An 18,742-nucleotide genomic window follows, 5' to 3' on the forward strand; every position below is an offset into this window, starting at 1 on the left:
GCTTGATTGTCTTGTTCTAAACCTCTTTTAGTAGCAAGAATGTTTTCATTGATAGCATTTGAGATTTGTCCAAATTCATCATTGCTTTTTACTTCTATAGTAGAAACATTTTTTGTTTTATGGTTGATAAAATCAAAGAATGAAGTTAAACCTGTTTGGATAGCTGCAAGTGGGGAGAGGTATTTTGATACGATGAAATAAAGGAGGATGATGCTAAGAATACTTGCAAAAACAACAATCACAGTTTGTATAAATGCAATTTTATAAACTGGAGCTTCTATTTGTTCTATTGACTCCCCAACACAAGCAGTATAAATTCCAGAAACCTTTGTGCATACAGCAAATCTTTCATTACCATCTTTTGGTCTAGTATACTCAAAAGGTTCAAGATCCTCTTTAGTTTTAGCAAGATTTGCAATAGTACTAATATCATAACCTTGTTGCAAAAGAGTTTTGTCTGTAGAAACAAACACCTTATTTTCTTCATCAAATACAAAAGTTCTACCTGGTAAATTTTCAAATTCAACTTGTAAATCTGTTACAAGAACATCTATAGCCAAAACTCCTATAAATTTGCCATCTTTGTAAAGAGGGATAGAATATGTAAAACAAGGTAAATTCGTAGTCACATCTACATAAGATGGAGTAATATAAAGCTTATTTGTTTTTACTGCTTCTTTATAATACTCCCTTGTTCTAGCATCATAATTATCGGCTTTTCCATAAATTCCAAAATCTACTTTTTTAGCATCAGAATCTGGATCACTTACAACAAGATCTCCATTTGGTTGAGCGATATAAACCGCTAAAAATCTTCCAGAATCTCTAAAATCTTTTAAATCTTTTCCTATATAACGCATTAAAGCTTCTTGACTATCTAATTGTTCTACAGGATGTTTTAAAATACTTTTAGCCAAACTTTCAAGAGCTAAAGAATTTCTTGCCTTAAAAGACTCCATAGAGTTTTTAGCTGTTTTAACATAGTTTGTTTCAGCTTTTACAACTTCTTCAAAAATTACTTGCTTTACAAACATAAATGTTACAATACCTAAAACTACCAAACACACTACTGCAATTAAATTTGCAATCAGCGCAACCTTCAATTTGACACTTTTCATTATATTTAAGTGCTCCTTTCTAAAAAATATTAATTTATTAAAAGTATCTACATAAATTTTCTTAAGAATTATAAATTAAAAAATTTAAATTTTTACTTAAATATAAAAGTGATAAAAAATTTAATTTAATAAATATTTAAATTAATTTATATTTATTATTTTTATTTAAAGTAATATTACTTCAGAAATTCTATGTATTAAGCTTAATATCGTTATAATTTAAAAAATTTATATCGAAGGAAATATTTTGAAAAAAATTATATTATTTATCTTATCTTTAGGGATATTTTATACTTTCACACAAGCTAAAAATTTAGAGCAAGAACAAAATACTAGCAGCAATTTAGTTAGTGTCAGTATAGCACCTCAAGCATTTTTTGTTAAAAAAATAGCTGCAAATACTCTAGATGTCAATGTTATTTTGCCTCCAAATAGCAATGAGCATAATTTTGAATTTAAACCAAGTACTATGAAAAAACTTGAAAAAAGTGATATTTATTTCACCATAGGCTTAGAATTTGAAAAAGTTTTTACGGATAAATTTAAACAAAATTTTCCAAAACTTCAAGTTATAAATATGCAAAAAAACATAGCTTTGATTAAAATTCATGATACACACAAACACTCTCATGAGCATGAACACCACGAACATGAACATTTTGATCCTCATACGTGGCTAGATCCTATTTTAGTCCAAACTATGGCTTTAAATATTTATGACACCTTGATTCAAAAATATCCACAAAATAAAAATTTATATAAACAAAATTTAGATAAATTTTTAGCAGAATTGGATAGTTTAAATTTACAAATTGCCTCAAAATTAGAAAAATTAAAAAATAGAGAATTTATAGTTTATCATCCTTCTTGGACATATTTTGCAAAACGCTATAATCTTACGCAAATTCCTGTAGAAATTTTAGGTAAGGAACCAAAAAGTAAAGATTTGCAAAAACTTATCACTCTAATGAAAGATAAAAATTTAAAAGTCATTTTTGTTCAAAATGGTTTCCCTGAAAATGCAGCAAAAACACTTGCCAAAGAATGTGATGCAAAAATTTACAAAATAGATCATTTATCTTATGATTGGGAAAATGAACTTTTAAAAACTGCTGATGCCTTTTCTCATAATTTATAATCAGGCTTTTTAATGCTTTTTTTTGAAATTTCCAATCTAAACTACGCTTATGATAATGAAATCATCTTAAAAAACATCAATCTTAGCTATGACAATAAAGACTTTCTCTCTATCATAGGTCCAAATGGCGCAGGAAAATCAACACTCGTAAAACTTATCTTAGGACTTTTAAAATCCAAAAATGAAATCCATTTCAAAGCTCTTCAAAAAAAAGAAATAGGCTATGTTCCTCAACACACTCTAGCCAATCCTAATTTTTGTCCAAGAGTACTTGAAATCGTTCTTATGGGACTTGTAAGTAAAAAAATTTTTGGTTTTTATGGGAAAAAAGATAAAGAAAAAGCTATGCAAGCTTTAAAAAGTGTAGGAATGGAAAAATTTTGGAACAAAACCATTGATTCTCTAAGTGGAGGACAAAGGCAACGTGTTTTTATCGCAAGAGCCTTAGCTAGTGAATGCAAAATGCTTATTTTAGATGAACCTACCGCAAGCGTTGATAACAAGTCTGCTATACAAATTTTTGAACTTCTAAGCTCTTTGCACCAAAAAGGCATGGGAATTTTACTCATTTGTCACGATATCAACCTTGTATTAGCTTATAGCGATAAAATTGCACATTTAAACAAAGAACTTTTCTTGCATACTAACACTAAAGAAAAAGAAAAAAGTTCATTTTTAAAACATTTATACGAAAATCACTCTCATTTTTGTGATGTAGAAATGAGTTTAAATACTTGTTTTTGCGATGAAAAAAATTGCGATAGCAAAAAACTATGCGAACAAGAATTTACAAGAAGAAATTTGAAAAAAACAGAATTTAAAAAAGAAAATTTTTGTTTAAAATTTTCAAAGGAAAATAATGCTTGAAATTTTAAATTTCACCTTTTTTCAAAACGCTTTACTAGGAGCGATTTTAGTCAGTATAGCTTGTGGGATCATAGGTACTTTGGTGATGATAAATCGCCTTTTTTCTATGGCTGGAGGTATAACACATGGGGCTTTTGGTGGTATAGGTATAGCTTTTTATTTCTCTTTGCCTATTTTATTAAGCACGGGAATATTTACTTTATTTTTGGCTTTTTTAGTAGCTTTTTTAGCTAAACACTATGAACACAGAAGTGATAGTATTATCGCTGTAATATGGGCTTTTGGAATGGCTGTTGGGATTATTTTAATCGATTTAAGCCCTAGTTATAACACAGATTTAATGGCTTATCTTTTTGGGAGCATTTTGGCTGTAGGAACACAAGATTTATGGCTTATGGCTTTGGTTGATAGCGTGGTGGTGCTTTTGATCTTTTTATTTTATAGACAATTTGAAGCATTAAGCTTTGATGCGGAATTTGCAAAAGTTCGTGGTATCAATACAAGTTTTTTTCATTATCTTTTAATCGCCCTTATGGCTTTTTGTATAGTTATTTCTATACGCCTTGTAGGGCTTATTTTGGTTATGGCTTTACTTAGCATCCCAAGCTTTATTGCTGAAAATTTTACTAAAAGACTTGGTTGCATAATGCTTTTAGCAAGTTTTTTAAGTATGATTTTTTGTGTTTTAGGACTTATACTTAGCTATTATCTTAATCTCTCAAGCGGTGCTTGCATCATAGCTATAGCTTGTTTTGGTTTTTTAGTGCATTTGATAGGCAAATTTTTAAAAAGGTAAAGGTGCAAAAAATACTTGGACTTTTATATCTTTTTGCCCTTGTTCTTTAAAATACAAATGTTCGCTCGCCTTAAAAACAAAAAATTTTTCTGCGATTTTTCTTTGTAAATCTTGAGTTTTTTCACATAAAGGATACACAAGTTTAATATCATAAATTTTAAATTTGCAAGCATAAGCAAACATTTGATACAAATCGCTTTGTGCTATACCCTGTTTTTTCTCATCTTCACTATCATTTGGAATTTTCCATTTGGTATCTAAGATCATTTTATTTTTTATATATAAATCAGGCTTTAACATGAAACAATTTTCATCATTTTTTGAGATTAAATACTTTCCATTGTTTTGGACTTTAATATCTTGAGTTGAATTTACTTTTTTTAGCATATAAGCTACATAATCTTCAAAAATTTTCTCCATAGGAAAAAGCAAAGCAAAAGCTTCATTTTTACCATGATAAGGCATAAAACTTTCATTTTTTAAGAAAATTTTACACCACAAAAGCAAGTTTTCATAATAATCAAAATGTCTTGAAATTTTATAGCTAAAATCTTTTTCATAATTTTTAGAAAATTCTACCTCATCAAGCATTTGCATGGCTTTTATAAGTCTAAATTTATTCAAACTTGTTTTTGATTTTAAAAAATTTAGCGTTGATTTTATCAAACGATTGGGTGCTATATCTAAAACAAACTCATCGTTGCTTGTAAAAAATCTTTCTTTGTGTATCAAATTTTGCTTGATATGCTCGTTAAATAGCAATTTTCCCTTTAAAAAAGCCCTATTTTCTTCGCAACTTAGATAAGATCTCATCAAGCCTTTTTTATACACGCTATCAAATTCATCTAAAAACATAGTGATAAACACTTCAAATAAAGGAATTTTAGAACTTTGCAAAGATGAAATTTGTGATTTTTTAAAGGGGGAGTTTTTTAAGGTTTTTAGCATATTTATCAAAAGATTTTTAGGATTAAATTTAAAATCTTTTTCATAAAAATCATTATTTTTAGAAATATTGTCTAATTCATAACATCTTCTTAGTTTTTCTTTGTCATGATTTGAAGAACTATCTTCCTTTTTATAACTATCTAAATTCGTGCATTTTGGCAAAATCTCCAAAACCCCGCTTTTAGTCTGTATAATGCCGACATAATTTTTAGCTTTTAAGGAATTTTTGTTTTTAAAGCCTAGAAGATTTTCATTATTTTTTGCAAAGTCTTCTAGCTCTTTATAAAACCCTTCGGCCTTTTCTTTGAAAATTTCTTTTAAATCTTCTTTAGAAAAAGCTTGGTATTCGATGATGGAAAAAGTACTATTCATTTTCGTTTTTTAATTTATTTGCTATTTCATCATTATAAATTGCTTGATATATTTCTATTTTATCCCAAATTTTATCATCAAATGAAGCAATATTATAAATACTTCTCTCGCTATTAACACTATCTAGATTTTTTATTTTTTGAAGATATTTATCGTCTTTTTTATCTTCAAAAATCATACCATTATCATTTAAAACCGCATTAATCAAAGCATAATCATTATAAAAATACTCTTGCAAAAGTGGGATGATTTTATTTTGAAAAACCTTTTTTAAATCATTTAAATTTTCAACACCTATAAAAAACGCATGACCTATGGTTTTTTCTCTATCTAGTAAATATTCTATACGAGTGTTTATAGCTTTTAATAATTCTTGTAAATTAATACCTTCGCAATCCATAGATAATTTGCTCACATCAGGCATCATCTCAATAAATTCAAATCTTCTTCGCAAAGCTGTATCAAGAGAAGTTATGCTTCTATCGGCTGTATTCATAGTGCCTATAATATAAACATTTTTAGGCACCCCAAATTCTTCACCACTATAAGGCAATTTTACTTTTAACTCTTCTTTTTCACCTATCCTTTTACTAGGCTCTATCAAGGTTATAAGCTCACCAAAAATCTTACTTACATTACCACGATTGATTTCATCGATGATGATTATATAAGGTAAATTTACTTTTTCATCTTTTTCTTTGTAATCTTCTAAACCCTGCAATTTTAAATAATTTAATATAGCTCTAACATATGCTGAATTATATATTTCATCTATATTAGAAGTTTTATATAATTTTTCTATATTATCTATACTTACTGGATAATCTTTATGATTTTTACTCATATCATCAAATTTAATTCTAAATGTTTTTCCATTTCTATATTGAATAGAATATTTAGTATTTGGTAATTCAAAATATTTTTCTGGATTATTATCATCTATTTTTACTTTTTCTTTTAATTTATCTATATAAAAATTAAAATTTTTTATACTATCCCTATTTTCTAAAGCTTTTTCGCAAAGTTCTTTAAAAATTCCATCTTTTATTTCATATTTTACTTCTTGAGAATTTTCATCATTGTCTATTATAGGCTTTATACCTTCTACAAATTCTTCATATCCATAGCTTTGATGAAAAGTAGTAAATACTATTTGTCCATTTTTTACATACTCATCAAATAATTTTTTTCTATTTATTCTATCATCTTCACTTGGAATTTGTATTTTTTCTTCTTTTGATATAATCTCTAAAGCTTTATCTATAGTATGATAAGTTTTTCCTGTCCCTGGAGGTCCATAAAGAATTTGATTTAAGGGTATAATTTTCATATTTGATTCCTCAGATTGCACTCTTTCAGTTATAAAAATATCTTGTTCATAATAATCAATCAAAAAAGCTCTATAATAATTCAATGCACTAGAATACATATTGTTTCCATTGCTGTTTTTTAACTCAAATTCTTCATTTTTATTTAATTTATTTATATTTTGATCAAAACTAAATAAATCACAACTATATAGATTTTCTTTTAAAAATTCTTTTGATATATTTTCTATAACTTGAATATATTTATTTATAGTATTTTTATCTAATTTCTTTTTATTTAAATATTCACTAAATAAATTTTTCATTTTATCTATATAATTTTGGCTATTCATGCCATATTTATTCCATAAAGGAATAGCTATATTTTCTATCATTTTAACTAATGATAAATTTTTATTCTCTAATAATTTTTTATGTATTTGATATATTTTTAATTTTTCTTTAAATTCATTTAAAGATATTAAATCTAAAACATTTTTAGAAAAAATATTAACTATTTTTATATTCTTTACATCTTGATAATGAAAAGCTATTTTCCATTTAATTGCATCCCCAAAATCTATTTTTTCTATAGCTTTTAAATTATTATCTTGACTTGCTTGTATTATTTGTATGATTTTTTCTTTGATATTATTAAATGCTTCATTTTCATTATTGCCATATTTAGCAATCCAAGCATAATTTTGACTATATAATCTACCGTTAGAAGATTCTTTCTGACTTTCATCATTTCTTCTATATATACCAAATTTAAAAGCTGAGCCACCCCAAATACTTCCTAGATTATCCAATTTACTTTCTATCCAAAAAGTAAAATCATCTCTATTTGGATTATCTTTTTTAATGTTAGTATATTCTTCAAGAGTCATATTTTTAACTTTTTCTAAAGTCCATACTTCTTGAAAATTTAAAAAGCCATCATGCATTTCTTGTAATTTTTTTTCATCTAAATTCCACATTACAAAAATCCTTAAATTATGCTATTTTTAAATCATATTTAGATTTCCTACCACTCCACAAAGGTTCTAGCTTTTTTTATATCATTAAAATTTATAGTAGTTTTTTCTTTATTTTCTAAATTTTCTAAAGTGATATTTTCATCATCTACAGCAATGATTTTTGCTTCGAATTTTTCTTTTTCATTGGTTGTGATCTTCACAAGTTCACCTATACTTTTAGCAAAGTGTTCTATCTTGCTAAGTTTTCTTTCAAGTCCTGGTGAAGATACTTCTAAAAAATACTCCCCATTTACAGGTGGCTCTACATCAAAAATAGGCGATAAAATTTCACTAAGCCTTGCACAATCATCAAGATTTACCCCACCTTCTTTTTGCACATAAATTCTATAAATTTTTCTGCCATTTTCACTTACTAGCTCATCATCATAAAAGCTAAGCTCTGCTTCTTTGCAAAGGGCTTCAAGATTCATTTTTATCCTTTTTTATTTTTTCAAAAAGTGCATCCATATGGTTTTGATACTCAAGCCTATCATCAAATTTAAAATGAAAATTCGGACACCTATACCAACCCTGCTCACTCATGCAGTAATTTTGTAAAGCTCTACTTGCCTTTTTTAAAGAAGATAAAATTTTTTCTTGCTCATGAACATTAAAAAACATCTTATCAAGATAAACAAAAGCATCATATCTGCCTTTTTTACACTCTACATCCACTACACACAAATTTTTCAAATTTTCATCATCTAAATTTGCTAAAGCTTCAGGGATCAGCTCTTTTAAGATACTTTCAGTGCGTAGTTTTTTAATCTCACTTGGGTTCATAGACTTGCTTGTTCCTCTACTTCTTTATAGCTTTCTATATAATCACCCACTCTCATATCATCGCACCCTTCTATACCTACGCCACATTCATAGCCTTTTGCCACTTCTTTAGCATCATCTTTAAAGCGTTTAAGTGAGCTTACATTTCCCTCATAAACCACAACTCCATCACGGATAAGGCGAATTTTAGCCCCACGGTTAATCACCCCTTCGGTTACCATACAACCTGCAATTTGTCCGATTTTTGGCACATTGATCACTTGTCTAATCTCTGCTTGTCCTAATTGCTCTTCAGAAATAATCGGACTCATCATACCACCAAGCAAGGCTTTTACATCATCTAAAAGATTATAAATCACATTATAAGTTTTAATTTCTACGCCTTTATCTTTAGAACGCTCTTTAACTTCCCCTGTTGGGCGTATGTTAAAACCTAGTACTATAGAGTTTTCACTCGCACTTGCAAGCTCTATATCACTTTGCGTGATTCCTCCTACTCCACTATGAATGATATTCACTTTAATCTCATCATTTCTAAGTTTTTCTAAACTTGCCTTTAAGGCTTCTAAAGATCCTTGCACATCAGCTTTTAAAATAACAGGCAAAGCTTTTAGATTACCTTCTTTGATCTTAGCTCCAAGCTCATCAATGCTAACTTTAGTGGATTTGCTAAGTTCTTTTTGGCGATTGTATTCGTGGCGTTTATTAGCGTATTCTCTTGCTTCTTTATCGGTTTTTACTGCGATTAAAATTTCACCTGCATCTGCTACTTCACTAAGCCCTACGATAACCCCACATTCGCCTGGTTTAATTTCTTTTAAGGCTTTACCTTGATCATCGCTCATCGCACGCACTTTTCCATAAGCCTCGCCTGCAACCACGGTACTTCCTACAGTAAGTGTTCCATTTTGCACGATGATAGTAGCCACCGCACCACGCCCTTTTTGCACAGAACTTTCTATAATGCTTGCTTTAGCAAAACTTTTTGGATTGGCTTTAAGTTCTAAAATATCAGCTTGTAAAAGCACGATTTCAAGCAAATCTTCAATCCCCATTCCTGTTTTAGCCGAAACTCCTACAAATTCATAAGATCCGCCCCATTCTACTGGTATGATTTCCATTTCTGCGAGTTGAGTTTTTACCATATCGGGATTTGCTGCTTCTTTATCCATTTTATTAATAGCAATAATAATAGGCACACCTGCTGCTTTAGCATGATTTATCGCTTCTTTAGTTTGTGGTTTTACCCCATCATCTGCGGCTACAACGATGATTACAATATCAGTGATACTTGCACCCCTTGCACGCATAGCAGTAAAAGCTTCGTGACCTGGAGTATCAATAAAAGTAATTTTACGTCCATTTTTTTCTACCATATAAGCACCCACGTGCTGAGTAATACCCCCTGCTTCACCACTTGCAACACGTGATTTTCTAATATAATCTAACAAAGAAGTTTTACCATGATCAACATGCCCCATGATGGTAATCACAGGTGCTCTAGTCACTAAATCTTTTTCATCAGTCTCTTCTTCATAGTCTTTTACATAATCAAACTCATCAGCCTCGTTAATGATATTGATCTCTATACCAAATTCAGCAGCCAAAATTTCAATCGCATCTTCATCTAAGAAATCATTTTTTGTTGTCATCATTCCAAGCATGAAAAGTTTTGAAATCACTTCACTAGTGCTTTTTCCTATCTTATCAGCGAATTCATACACACGAATTTCTTTAGAAATAGCAACGCTACTTACTTCTTCTACTTCCTTTTTTTCAATCTTTTTAGATGGTTTTTTACGACTTCTTCTTTGAATTCCACCTTCAAGCCCAAAACCCGCAGAATTTCCAACAGCTTGTCTTATAAAATTAGGTTGTTTTTTATTGATATTTTGTGGTTTTTCTTGTTCTTTTATACTAAAATCAGGTAATACTACCTCATCTTCATCATCTAAAGAAATATCACCAAAATCATGTTCATCTAAAAAATTCATTTTTTCGGTACTTTCTTTTTTACTCGCAACAAAAGATTTTTTTTCTTTTTTCTTTTTCTTTAAACTCTCATCAGCATTTGAAAACATAGTTTTTAAACTTAAGCGCTCTTCATTATTGATAGATATATCATTTGAATTTTTTACTTCTTCTTTTTTAACTTGAATTTCTTCTTCGTCTTTTTTCTTTTTAACAATAACAAGTCCGCGTCTTTTGGCTAAAGTTGCACTAGCAAGGCTTTGTGGCTTATGAGCATCAATAATTTCTTGTTTTTCTTCCTCTTTTGCATTTTCTTTTTCAGTTTTTAATTCTTCTTTTTTAACTTCTTGTTTAAGCTTTTCTTCTTTTTTAGGTTCTTTTTTTTCAGATTCATTTAGCTTTTCTTGTTCTTTTATATTTTCTTTTTTAGGCTTTTTTGCCGTAAGAGTTTTGATATTTTTCTTAAAAGCTTCTGGAATTTCTCTTGTTTGTATATACTCATAAATAGCTGCCGCAATCTCAGGTTCTACAGCATTTGATGCTGTTTTAATTCCAAGTCCTAATTCATTTGCCTTTTCAATAATTTCCTTACTATCATAACCTAATTCTTTTGCGATTTCATGAATTCTAATCTTTGCCATTTAAAAATATCTCCTTAAGTCCTTGCTGAGTAATTTTAGTATTTAAATTTTTACATATTTTAGAAAATGCTTTTTGTAAGACTTTATCTTCTCTCTCAATACAATTTTGACATAAATATCCGCTTCTTCCATGTTCTGCTTTAGGCACAATATCTCCTAAAACAACTTTAAATCTAAATAACATATTTTGCTCAAAGCGGTTTTTACACACTATGCACATTCTAATTGGTATATGTTTTTTCAAAATTATATCTTTTTTTTATATTTTTTAGCAAATTTCAAAGCCATTATCATCAAATTCTAAATATTGCACACGAAAATCTTTAAATTTTGTTTGTATTTTCTTTGCCAAAGCTAAAGCATCATCTTTAAAAGCTAAAGAAAAAAAGCTCGATCCCGAACCTGAAAGTGTGCTCATTAAAGCTTTATTTTCTAAGGCAAATTTTTGCACTTCAAAAAGTTCGGGTAAGTTTTTCATACGATTGATTTCATGGAGCTTATCTTGACTTGCAAATTTTAAAAATTCATATTTTTTCTCCAAAAAACAAGCGGTTAAAAATGAAGCATGAGAAAGGTTGAAAACCGCATCATTAAAACTTAAATTTTTGGCCAAAGCTTGGCGTGATTGTTCCGTGCTCATTGCCAAATTTGGGATCACAACCACAGCAGCTAAATCTTTATCAATCTCTTTTTTGATACTATAAACTTTATTTTTTTCAACCAAAGAACACACAAAACCACCAAGAGTAGCTGGAGCGATATTATCTGGATGGTTTTCATAAATTAAAGCTTCATCTAAAATACGTTCTTTTTCTACCTTAAATCCACTCATATAATAAGCACTGGCAATAGCTCCAACAATCACAGCTGAAGAGCTTCCTAATCCTCTTGAAAGAGGAATGTTATTTTGAAAAATAAAACGAAAATTATCTTTTTTTCCGCTTAGTTTTTCATAAATTTCATAAAAAATATTTACAAATATATTGTTTTTTTTAAGAAAAATATTATCACTTCCCTCGCCTCCAATACTAATGCTAAAAACACCTGATTTTTGGATTTGAGTTTCATTAAAAAGCTTTAAACTAAGTCCTAAACAATCAAAACCTGGCCCTAAATTCGCACTCGTAGCGGGAACTAAAATTTTCAAATTTCATCCTAAATTGCATCTAAAAAATAAAAGGGAAGATTATCATTATTTAGTTTAAGCTCTTGTAAATTTTTTGGTAAAAAAAACTCTGCTGGGATATTTTGCTCTAAACAAATTTCACCTTCCTTATATACAAAACAAAAATTTTTATTTGCACTTATGGGTTTATAGCCATTTAATTCAAAAGCACTCACCGCAAATAAAGGAATATTTTTTACTATACTTAAAGTACTCAAACTTACATAAGAAATTTTAATCCCCATATAAGAACCTGGACCATTAGCATAGATTAAACTTGTAAAATCATATTCTTTAAGCAATTCATCTAAAATTTTTGGTAAAAATTCGCTTGCTTTTTCTTCACTTTTATAAGTTTTTATAAGTTTATCATCTTGATAAATTCCGATCATTAAAGGCTTAGATAAAGCATTAAGCAAAAGAGAGGTTTTTATGCAAATACCTTTTCATAAGCTTTTTGGGTTGTTTTTTCAAGGCTTACAATTTCATAAGCATCTTTATCTTTTAAAACTTCTTTAGTAAGTAAATGATTTAAATGATGACTCCCAGCATATGAAGTATAATCTCCAAAAACACGATATCCAAGTAAGGTTAAATCTCCAATTGCATCTAAAATTTTATGTCTTACAAACTCATCTTTGAAACGCAAACCTTCAGGATTTAAAATACGATTTTCATCTACCACTATAGTATTTTCTAAACTTCCACCTAGTGCTAAATTCATACTCCTAAGAGCTTGAACATCTTTTAAAAAACCAAAAGTTCTAGCCCTTGCTATGTTTTCTATATAATTTTTTTTGCTGAATTCAAAATTGTAACTTTGTTCACCTATAACAGCATTGTCAAATTTAATCGTATAGTTAATACGGGGTTCTTTAGTAGGAGTTAAACGCACAAATTTATTACCATCTCTTACTTCTATAGGCTTTTTAATTACCATAATTTTTTTAGGTGCATCAAGTTCTTTTACCCCTGCTTCATCAAGCATCATACAAAAGCTAATACTTGATCCATCCATAACAGGAGCTTCATTTGCATTTAAAACTATGCGTACATTATCGATTCCATAAGCATTAATCGCACTCATTAAATGCTCTATTGTAGAAATAAACCCTCTTTCATCTCCTAAAACAGTTGCCATTTGAGTATTGATCACATTTTCAGGACTTGCCTTATAGCTTGCATTAAGATCACTTCTAAAAAATACTATACCACTATTTGCTTCTAAAGGCTCTAAAGTAATTTCTATGGGTTCACCCTTATGAAGTCCTATACCTACGCCTTTGACAGTTTTTGCTAAAGTTAATTGTTTCATTAATTTTTTCCTAAAATTATCTTTTTACCATCATTTAAAACATTGTAAATATTATTTTCTATCCATTTTTTATCTTGCCATTGTTCAGGACGCGTTTCAACCCCTTGAACCAAAACTCCAAAATGCAAATGATCGCCTAAGGCTAAACCACTTGTTCCTGTTTTGCCTATAATGCTTTGTTTATTAATCATTTCATCTAAATCAACATTTTTAGAAGAACAGTGTCCATAAAGACTATATACTCCAAAACCATGATAAACAATTAAATTTAAACCATAAATTCCATTTTCAGCAGCAAAAACAACCTTGCCTGCGTTATTGCTTATGATAGGAGCTTGTGCTACGCTTGCTAGATCAAGCCCCATATGATAAGAATCACTCACAAATTGCCCATTATAAGAATAATACCTATGATCAGCAAAATCCGCTACTTTCATACCATTTTTAAGAGGTAAAAATAAATTCAAATCAAAATTATCAATTTTTTCCTCAGGTACTTTTGAAGTGATTTCATGGATAAGTTTTTCATTGCTATTTCTTAAAGTTTCATTGACAAACTTAAATTTTTCATAACGATTGAGATTATTATCTTTTGGAGCGTACTGATTTGCTAAATTCTCAATCTTTCCATCTAAAAATTTATCCGTTAGATTGATATTTGAAACACGATATTTACGATTAACAAAATAATACCTTATACGTTCTTTTGAAATATTGCCCGCTTTATCCGTAGCGATAACAAATGCGCGAAATTCCTCATCTCTTGCATCCCAAGCAATCAAAGCCGCATAATATCCTTCTTTTACATAAGGTGTGACTTTAAAGATTTTACCTTTATTTGTTTCTATATACACCTTATCTAAATTAGCATCATCAGCCTTAAAAACAACTGCCCCGGCACCGCCTTGCTCGATTTGGTAAGAATTGCTTATGATATTGATTTTTGGAGCCGTATTATCTACTAATACCGCAATTTGTTTTCTTGCTTCATTGCCACTAAAAAAATTCCAAAAACTAGAATCTTTAGCTATCACCTCCAAAACAAAAGATTTTACATTTTCTTTGTAACCAAATTTTGGCAAAGCAACTTGTAAGGTAATATCTTTTAAATTAGAAATCTTTTCATCTGCTATAACCATTGCACTAGTATTGTCGTCTTTATGCAATATAATTTGTACATTTTTGATAGAACTTTCATCATCTTTAACATGTACTAAAATAGGTTTTTTAAGATCAGTATATACAACATCTGGCATTAAAATTTGAGGAGGATTTTTTTCAAAAATACTTAATCTTGAAATAAAAAAAATCAAAATTGCTATTAAAACTAAAATTAAAACAGATAAATAAGTTTTGCCTTTTCTTTTTGCCATAACCTTCCTTAAAAATTTTCAATGTTTTTGTTGTTTTTAGTATAAATTCTATTATATTTTCAGTAAATATCTAGCAAATTTATAAAATTTCTCTTAGAGTATTAGCCTGTTTCATCCATTCTCTTAATTCATCATTTTTGTCTAATTGTATCATTTGTTTACATCTCTCTAATTCTTGTTGAAAAAAATCAATAGAACTTAATACGTTATCTTTATTTTGTAAAAAAATACTTTCCCACATTTGTGGCGATGATTTGGCAATTCTGCTCATACCTTTAAAAGATCCTCCGGCTAAATGAACAATATTTCTTTTATCCTCTTCTTTCATTACAAAATTTGCCAAAGAAAAACTTATAACATGAGGCAAATGAGAAATAATAGCAGCATGATGATCATGGGCTTTACTATCCATAAAAACAATTTTCATCCCTAAATGAGAAAAAATTTCTACCGCTCTTTTTTGATGTAAATCATCAGCTATTTCACTATCACAAAGAACACAAACTGCATCTTTATAAAGCTCTTTAAAAGCTGCTTTTGGACCTGAATTTTCAGTTCCTGTCATAGGATGAGCAAAAAGAGTTTGTTTGATTAAATTCTTAGGCAAACTTTCTATAATTTTTCTTTTTGTACTTCCAAGCTCTATAATTGTTACATTAGAAGGCAAATCAACTAACTTTTGCAAAATTTCTATAATAGCATCAACAGGAGTTGCGACAAAAATCATATCACATAAAACTAAATCTTTAAATTCTATAAGCTCATGAATAAGACCTAATTGCAGGGCATCTTTTTCATTTTCTTTGCTTAAATCCATACCATAAACACAAGAAATAAGCTTATTTTCTTTCAAACAAAGCCCTAAAGATCCACCCATAAGCCCAAGCCCTATAATTGCTATTTTCATACTTTCTACCTTAGTTTTTTTGTTAAATTTTTTTTGCTATTATACAGCTTTTAATAAAGCTTTAGGTAAAAAATCAATGAAAAAACATCTTATTAGTATTTGTGCTTTAGTTGCTATGGCCAATGCAGCAACCATTAAAGATATTAAATTTATCGGATTAAATCATTTATCAAACACAAGCGCTATAAATATCGCGGGGCTTAAAATAGGCGAGGAAATAAATCCTGCAAAAATCAACACTGCTATTCTTAATCTTTATAAACAAAATTATTTCGAAAATATTGCAGTAGAAAACAACAATGGAATTTTGGAAATTATAGTTACTGAAAAACCAACTATAGCAAAGGTTAGTATAACAGGTATAGCTTCCAATGATAGAAAACAAGTTGAAAGTATTTTAGGGATTAAAAGAGGCACACTACTTGATGAAGGAAGTATAAAAGAAGCTATTGAACGCATTAAAGCTTATTATGAAGCAAAAAGTTATTTTGATACTATTGTAGAATACAAAAAAAAGACTTTAGAAAATACTGATGGACTAGAGCTTGAATTTATAGTAAATCGTGGCGAAAATATCATTATTGATAATGTTCATTTAAGTGGAGCCAAGAAATTTTCATATTCTGATATAGAACCTGCTGTTGTTAACAAAGAAAAAGAATTTATGGGATGGATGTGGGGACGCAATGATGGAAAATTAAAAGTTTTTGAACTTAGTAACGATAGTTCAAGAATTGCTGATGAATATATGAAAAAAGGATATTTAGATGTTCAAGTATCCTCGCCTTATCTTAAAACCTACACAGATACTTATCAAGCAAATTTGACTTATTTTATCAAAGAAGGAAAGCCTTATAAAATTAAAAGTATAAGCATAGAAAATCCTTTATTTGATGATAAGCAAAATGCACAAACCGTAAAAGATTTAAGATCAAGCGCTGGCAAAACTATCAATATCGAAGACATTAGAAAAGATGTTAAAACCATAGAAACACAAAGTGCTAATTTGGGTTATGCGTTTGTAGAAGTCTATCCTGATATTCAAAAAAATGATCAAACTCAAGAAGCCACCGTTGTATTTAAAGTAATCCCTCATGATAAAGTTTATATAAGAAATGTTATTATTTCAGGAAATTCACGTACTGTAGATCGCGTCATACGCCGAGAATTATATATAACAGAAGGTAATTTATACAATAGAACAGACTTAAGCGAGTCAAAAAATGCTTTAAAAAGAACTTCTTATTTTGACGATGTAAATATCAAAGAAGAAAAAGTTGATGATACACATATTGATTTGATTGTTGATGTTAAAGAAGCTTCTACAGGAGCTATTTCTGGAGGTATTGGCTATGGATCAAGCGATGGTATTTTACTTAATGCTTCTTTATCAGATACAAATATCTTTGGTTCAGGAATAAAAAGCTCTGTAAGCGTAGATAAAAGCGATGATACCTTATCAGGAAGGATTAGTCTCATAAATCCACGCGTTCTTGATAGTCAATATAGTCTGGGTGGAACACTTTATTCAAATGACTATGAATGGGATAATTATTCAGAAAAAAATTACGGCTTTGATATAACAGTTGGACGCCAATTTGCAAGATACTATAATGTAAGCTTAACTTATAATCTTGAACAAAGCGATATATATCACTTAAGTCCAACTCTTTTAAGAACAGGATATGAACTTGGCAAAAGTATTAAAAGCTCTATAACTCCAGCAATCACCTTTAACAATACAGATGATTATTATCTGCCACGATCAGGTATCATTGCTTCAACTAGTTTAGAATACGCTGGGCTTGGCGGAGATCAAGAATTTATTTCATCAAGCTCTAAATTTAACTTTTATCAAGGTTTGCAAGACTATATAGGATATGATCTTATTTATCGCTATAAAGCGAGTTTTTATAAAGTATGGGATGAAGGCTATTTGCCAATTAATCAAAGAATTTATTTAGGTGGTATTAGATCAATACGCGGTTTTGAAAGCAGAACGGTAAGCCCAAAAAATCAATGGGGAGATGAAGTAGGCGGAACCATAGCTTTTGCCAATTCCGTAGAACTTAGTTTTCCTTTGATTGATAGAATCAAACTTCGTGGTAGCGTGTTTTTTGATTATGGTATGATAGGACGTAAAAATTTAGATGAAATAAAAAGAATGAGTACAGGTATAGGCATTGAATGGATTACACCAATTGGGCCTTTACAGCTTGTATTTGCCAAACCTCTTAATGATAAAAAAGGTGATGATACTAATAGTTTTGAATTTAATCTTGGAACACGCTTTTAATGAAAGAATTTTTAGATGCTTGCTTGAATGCAAATTTGCAAATACGCAAGTATCTAAACAATATCCCACAAAATGATCTTAAACTTTGCTCTAAATTAGGCTATGATAAAAATCAAGGCTATGAGCTTGACTTAAAATGTGAACAAATTTTCATAAAATATCTTAGTTGTTTTGGACAAATTTTTTCTGAAGAAAGCGGATTGATCGGAAAAGCTAGCCCAAAACAAATGATTCTTGATCCTTTGGATGGAAGTTCAAATTTTGTTTCTAAAATACCATTTTATGGAACTTCTGTAGCTCTCATGGAAAAAGATCAGGCAAAAAGCGCTTTTGTTTGCAATCTTGTCAATCAAGAAATTTTTGCTTTTAATAACAATCAAGCTTTTAAATCTAATCTTTCCGATCCAAAATACTCACCCTTAACACCTAATCTATTTTCTAAAATAGGTATAGTTGAAAAAATTTCACTTTATCCAGAACTTCTCGATTTTTTAACAAAAAATCAATTAAAATTTCGCTCTTTGGGTGCAACAGCCTTAAGTCTCGCTTATGCTTCGTATTTTAGTTTTGTATTAATTCTTGGAAAAACACGAATTTTTGATACAGTAGCTGCTTTAACAATTCATCAAAATTTATATATAGAAAAAAATGAAAATTTCCTTCTCCTAAGCCAAGACAAGAAAATTTTTGATATAATCTTGGAATTTTTAAAAAATAATTAGGTGA

Annotated in this window: 17 protein-coding genes; 5 read left to right on the forward strand and 12 right to left on the reverse strand. The window is 29.3% G+C overall.

Going from position 1 to position 18,742, the window contains the following annotated elements; all coding sequences use genetic code 11:
- Window positions 1–1,118: PDC sensor domain-containing protein (locus BGS40_RS05720; RefSeq protein ID WP_219350339.1), on the reverse strand; the 1,118-nt coding region annotated here is incomplete at its 3' end.
- 247 nt (window positions 1,119–1,365) lie between these two features.
- On the opposite strand from BGS40_RS05720, the gene BGS40_RS05725 reads away from it, so the two are divergent.
- From BGS40_RS05725 to BGS40_RS05735, 3 genes are read left to right on the forward strand one after another with little or no spacing between them, the layout of a single operon-like run.
- Window positions 1,366–2,256: a metal ABC transporter solute-binding protein, Zn/Mn family gene (locus BGS40_RS05725; RefSeq protein WP_096738495.1), complete on the forward strand. Its 891-nt coding sequence runs from the start codon at window positions 1,366–1,368 to the stop codon at window positions 2,254–2,256.
- A gap of 12 nt (window positions 2,257–2,268) precedes the next feature.
- Window positions 2,269–3,123, forward strand: a complete 855-nt coding sequence (locus BGS40_RS05730) for an ABC transporter ATP-binding protein (protein WP_087692011.1) — start codon at window positions 2,269–2,271, stop codon at window positions 3,121–3,123.
- A complete protein-coding gene (locus BGS40_RS05735) occupies window positions 3,116–3,919 on the forward strand; it encodes a metal ABC transporter permease (protein ID WP_087704535.1) in 804 nt (267 codons plus the stop codon). The genes BGS40_RS05730 and BGS40_RS05735 overlap by 8 nt, the downstream gene beginning before the upstream one ends.
- Here the strand turns inward: BGS40_RS05735 and BGS40_RS05740 are convergent.
- The 11 genes from BGS40_RS05740 to BGS40_RS05790 all read right to left on the reverse strand — a co-directional run bounded on the left by BGS40_RS05740 (window position 3,908) and on the right by BGS40_RS05790 (window position 15,720).
- Entirely contained in the window at window positions 3,908–5,239 is a 1,332-nt protein-coding gene (locus BGS40_RS05740) for an McrC family protein (protein WP_087704536.1), read from the reverse strand. The two genes, BGS40_RS05735 and BGS40_RS05740, sit on opposite strands and share 12 nt — an antisense overlap.
- Window positions 5,232–7,526, reverse strand: a complete 2,295-nt coding sequence (locus tag BGS40_RS05745) for an McrB family protein (RefSeq protein ID WP_096738496.1) — start codon at window positions 7,524–7,526, stop codon at window positions 5,232–5,234. The genes BGS40_RS05740 and BGS40_RS05745 overlap by 8 nt, the downstream gene beginning before the upstream one ends.
- Before the next feature lie 47 nt (window positions 7,527–7,573).
- Complete coding sequence (gene rimP / locus BGS40_RS05750; protein WP_002857456.1) at window positions 7,574–7,996, reverse strand: ribosome maturation factor RimP; 423 nt, start codon at window positions 7,994–7,996, stop codon at window positions 7,574–7,576.
- Window positions 7,986–8,348: a 30S ribosome-binding factor RbfA gene (gene rbfA / locus BGS40_RS05755; RefSeq protein WP_002778650.1), complete on the reverse strand. Its 363-nt coding sequence runs from the start codon at window positions 8,346–8,348 to the stop codon at window positions 7,986–7,988. The genes rimP and rbfA overlap by 11 nt, the downstream gene beginning before the upstream one ends.
- Window positions 8,345–10,960, reverse strand: a complete 2,616-nt coding sequence (gene infB / locus BGS40_RS05760) for a translation initiation factor IF-2 (RefSeq protein WP_096738497.1) — start codon at window positions 10,958–10,960, stop codon at window positions 8,345–8,347. Before infB ends, rbfA begins: the two co-directional genes overlap by 4 nt.
- The gene (locus BGS40_RS05765) at window positions 10,947–11,204 is read right to left on the reverse strand and encodes a DUF448 domain-containing protein (RefSeq protein WP_002859353.1); all 258 of its coding nucleotides are present in this window, start codon (window positions 11,202–11,204) and stop codon (window positions 10,947–10,949) included. The genes infB and BGS40_RS05765 overlap by 14 nt, the downstream gene beginning before the upstream one ends.
- A 24-nt stretch (window positions 11,205–11,228) precedes the next feature.
- Window positions 11,229–12,107: a homoserine kinase gene (gene thrB, locus BGS40_RS05770; protein WP_002851909.1), complete on the reverse strand. Its 879-nt coding sequence runs from the start codon at window positions 12,105–12,107 to the stop codon at window positions 11,229–11,231.
- An 8-nt stretch (window positions 12,108–12,115) separates the two neighbouring features.
- Window positions 12,116–12,517: a tRNA threonylcarbamoyladenosine biosynthesis protein TsaB gene (locus tag BGS40_RS05775; protein WP_002851789.1), complete on the reverse strand. Its 402-nt coding sequence runs from the start codon at window positions 12,515–12,517 to the stop codon at window positions 12,116–12,118.
- Between the two features lie 38 nt (window positions 12,518–12,555).
- Complete coding sequence (lpxC, locus tag BGS40_RS05780) at window positions 12,556–13,440, reverse strand: UDP-3-O-acyl-N-acetylglucosamine deacetylase (RefSeq protein ID WP_002851689.1); 885 nt, start codon at window positions 13,438–13,440, stop codon at window positions 12,556–12,558.
- On the reverse strand, window positions 13,440–14,813 hold the full coding sequence (locus tag BGS40_RS05785; RefSeq protein WP_002866742.1) for a M23 family metallopeptidase: 1,374 nt from the start codon (window positions 14,811–14,813) through the stop codon (window positions 13,440–13,442). The genes lpxC and BGS40_RS05785 overlap by 1 nt, the downstream gene beginning before the upstream one ends.
- Before the next feature lie 79 nt (window positions 14,814–14,892).
- The gene (locus tag BGS40_RS05790; RefSeq protein ID WP_096738498.1) at window positions 14,893–15,720 is read right to left on the reverse strand and encodes a prephenate dehydrogenase; all 828 of its coding nucleotides are present in this window, start codon (window positions 15,718–15,720) and stop codon (window positions 14,893–14,895) included.
- A 76-nt stretch (window positions 15,721–15,796) separates the two neighbouring features.
- On the opposite strand from BGS40_RS05790, the gene bamA reads away from it, so the two are divergent.
- The gene (gene bamA, locus BGS40_RS05795) at window positions 15,797–18,016 is read left to right on the forward strand and encodes an outer membrane protein assembly factor BamA (RefSeq protein WP_096738499.1); all 2,220 of its coding nucleotides are present in this window, start codon (window positions 15,797–15,799) and stop codon (window positions 18,014–18,016) included.
- Window positions 18,016–18,738: an inositol monophosphatase family protein gene (locus tag BGS40_RS05800; RefSeq protein ID WP_052834619.1), complete on the forward strand. Its 723-nt coding sequence runs from the start codon at window positions 18,016–18,018 to the stop codon at window positions 18,736–18,738. Before bamA ends, BGS40_RS05800 begins: the two co-directional genes overlap by 1 nt.
- Window positions 18,739–18,742: the final 4 nt, after the last annotated feature.

This window comes from Campylobacter sp. 107, from assembly GCF_002383835.1.
Classification (GTDB): domain Bacteria; phylum Campylobacterota; class Campylobacteria; order Campylobacterales; family Campylobacteraceae; genus Campylobacter_D; species Campylobacter_D jejuni.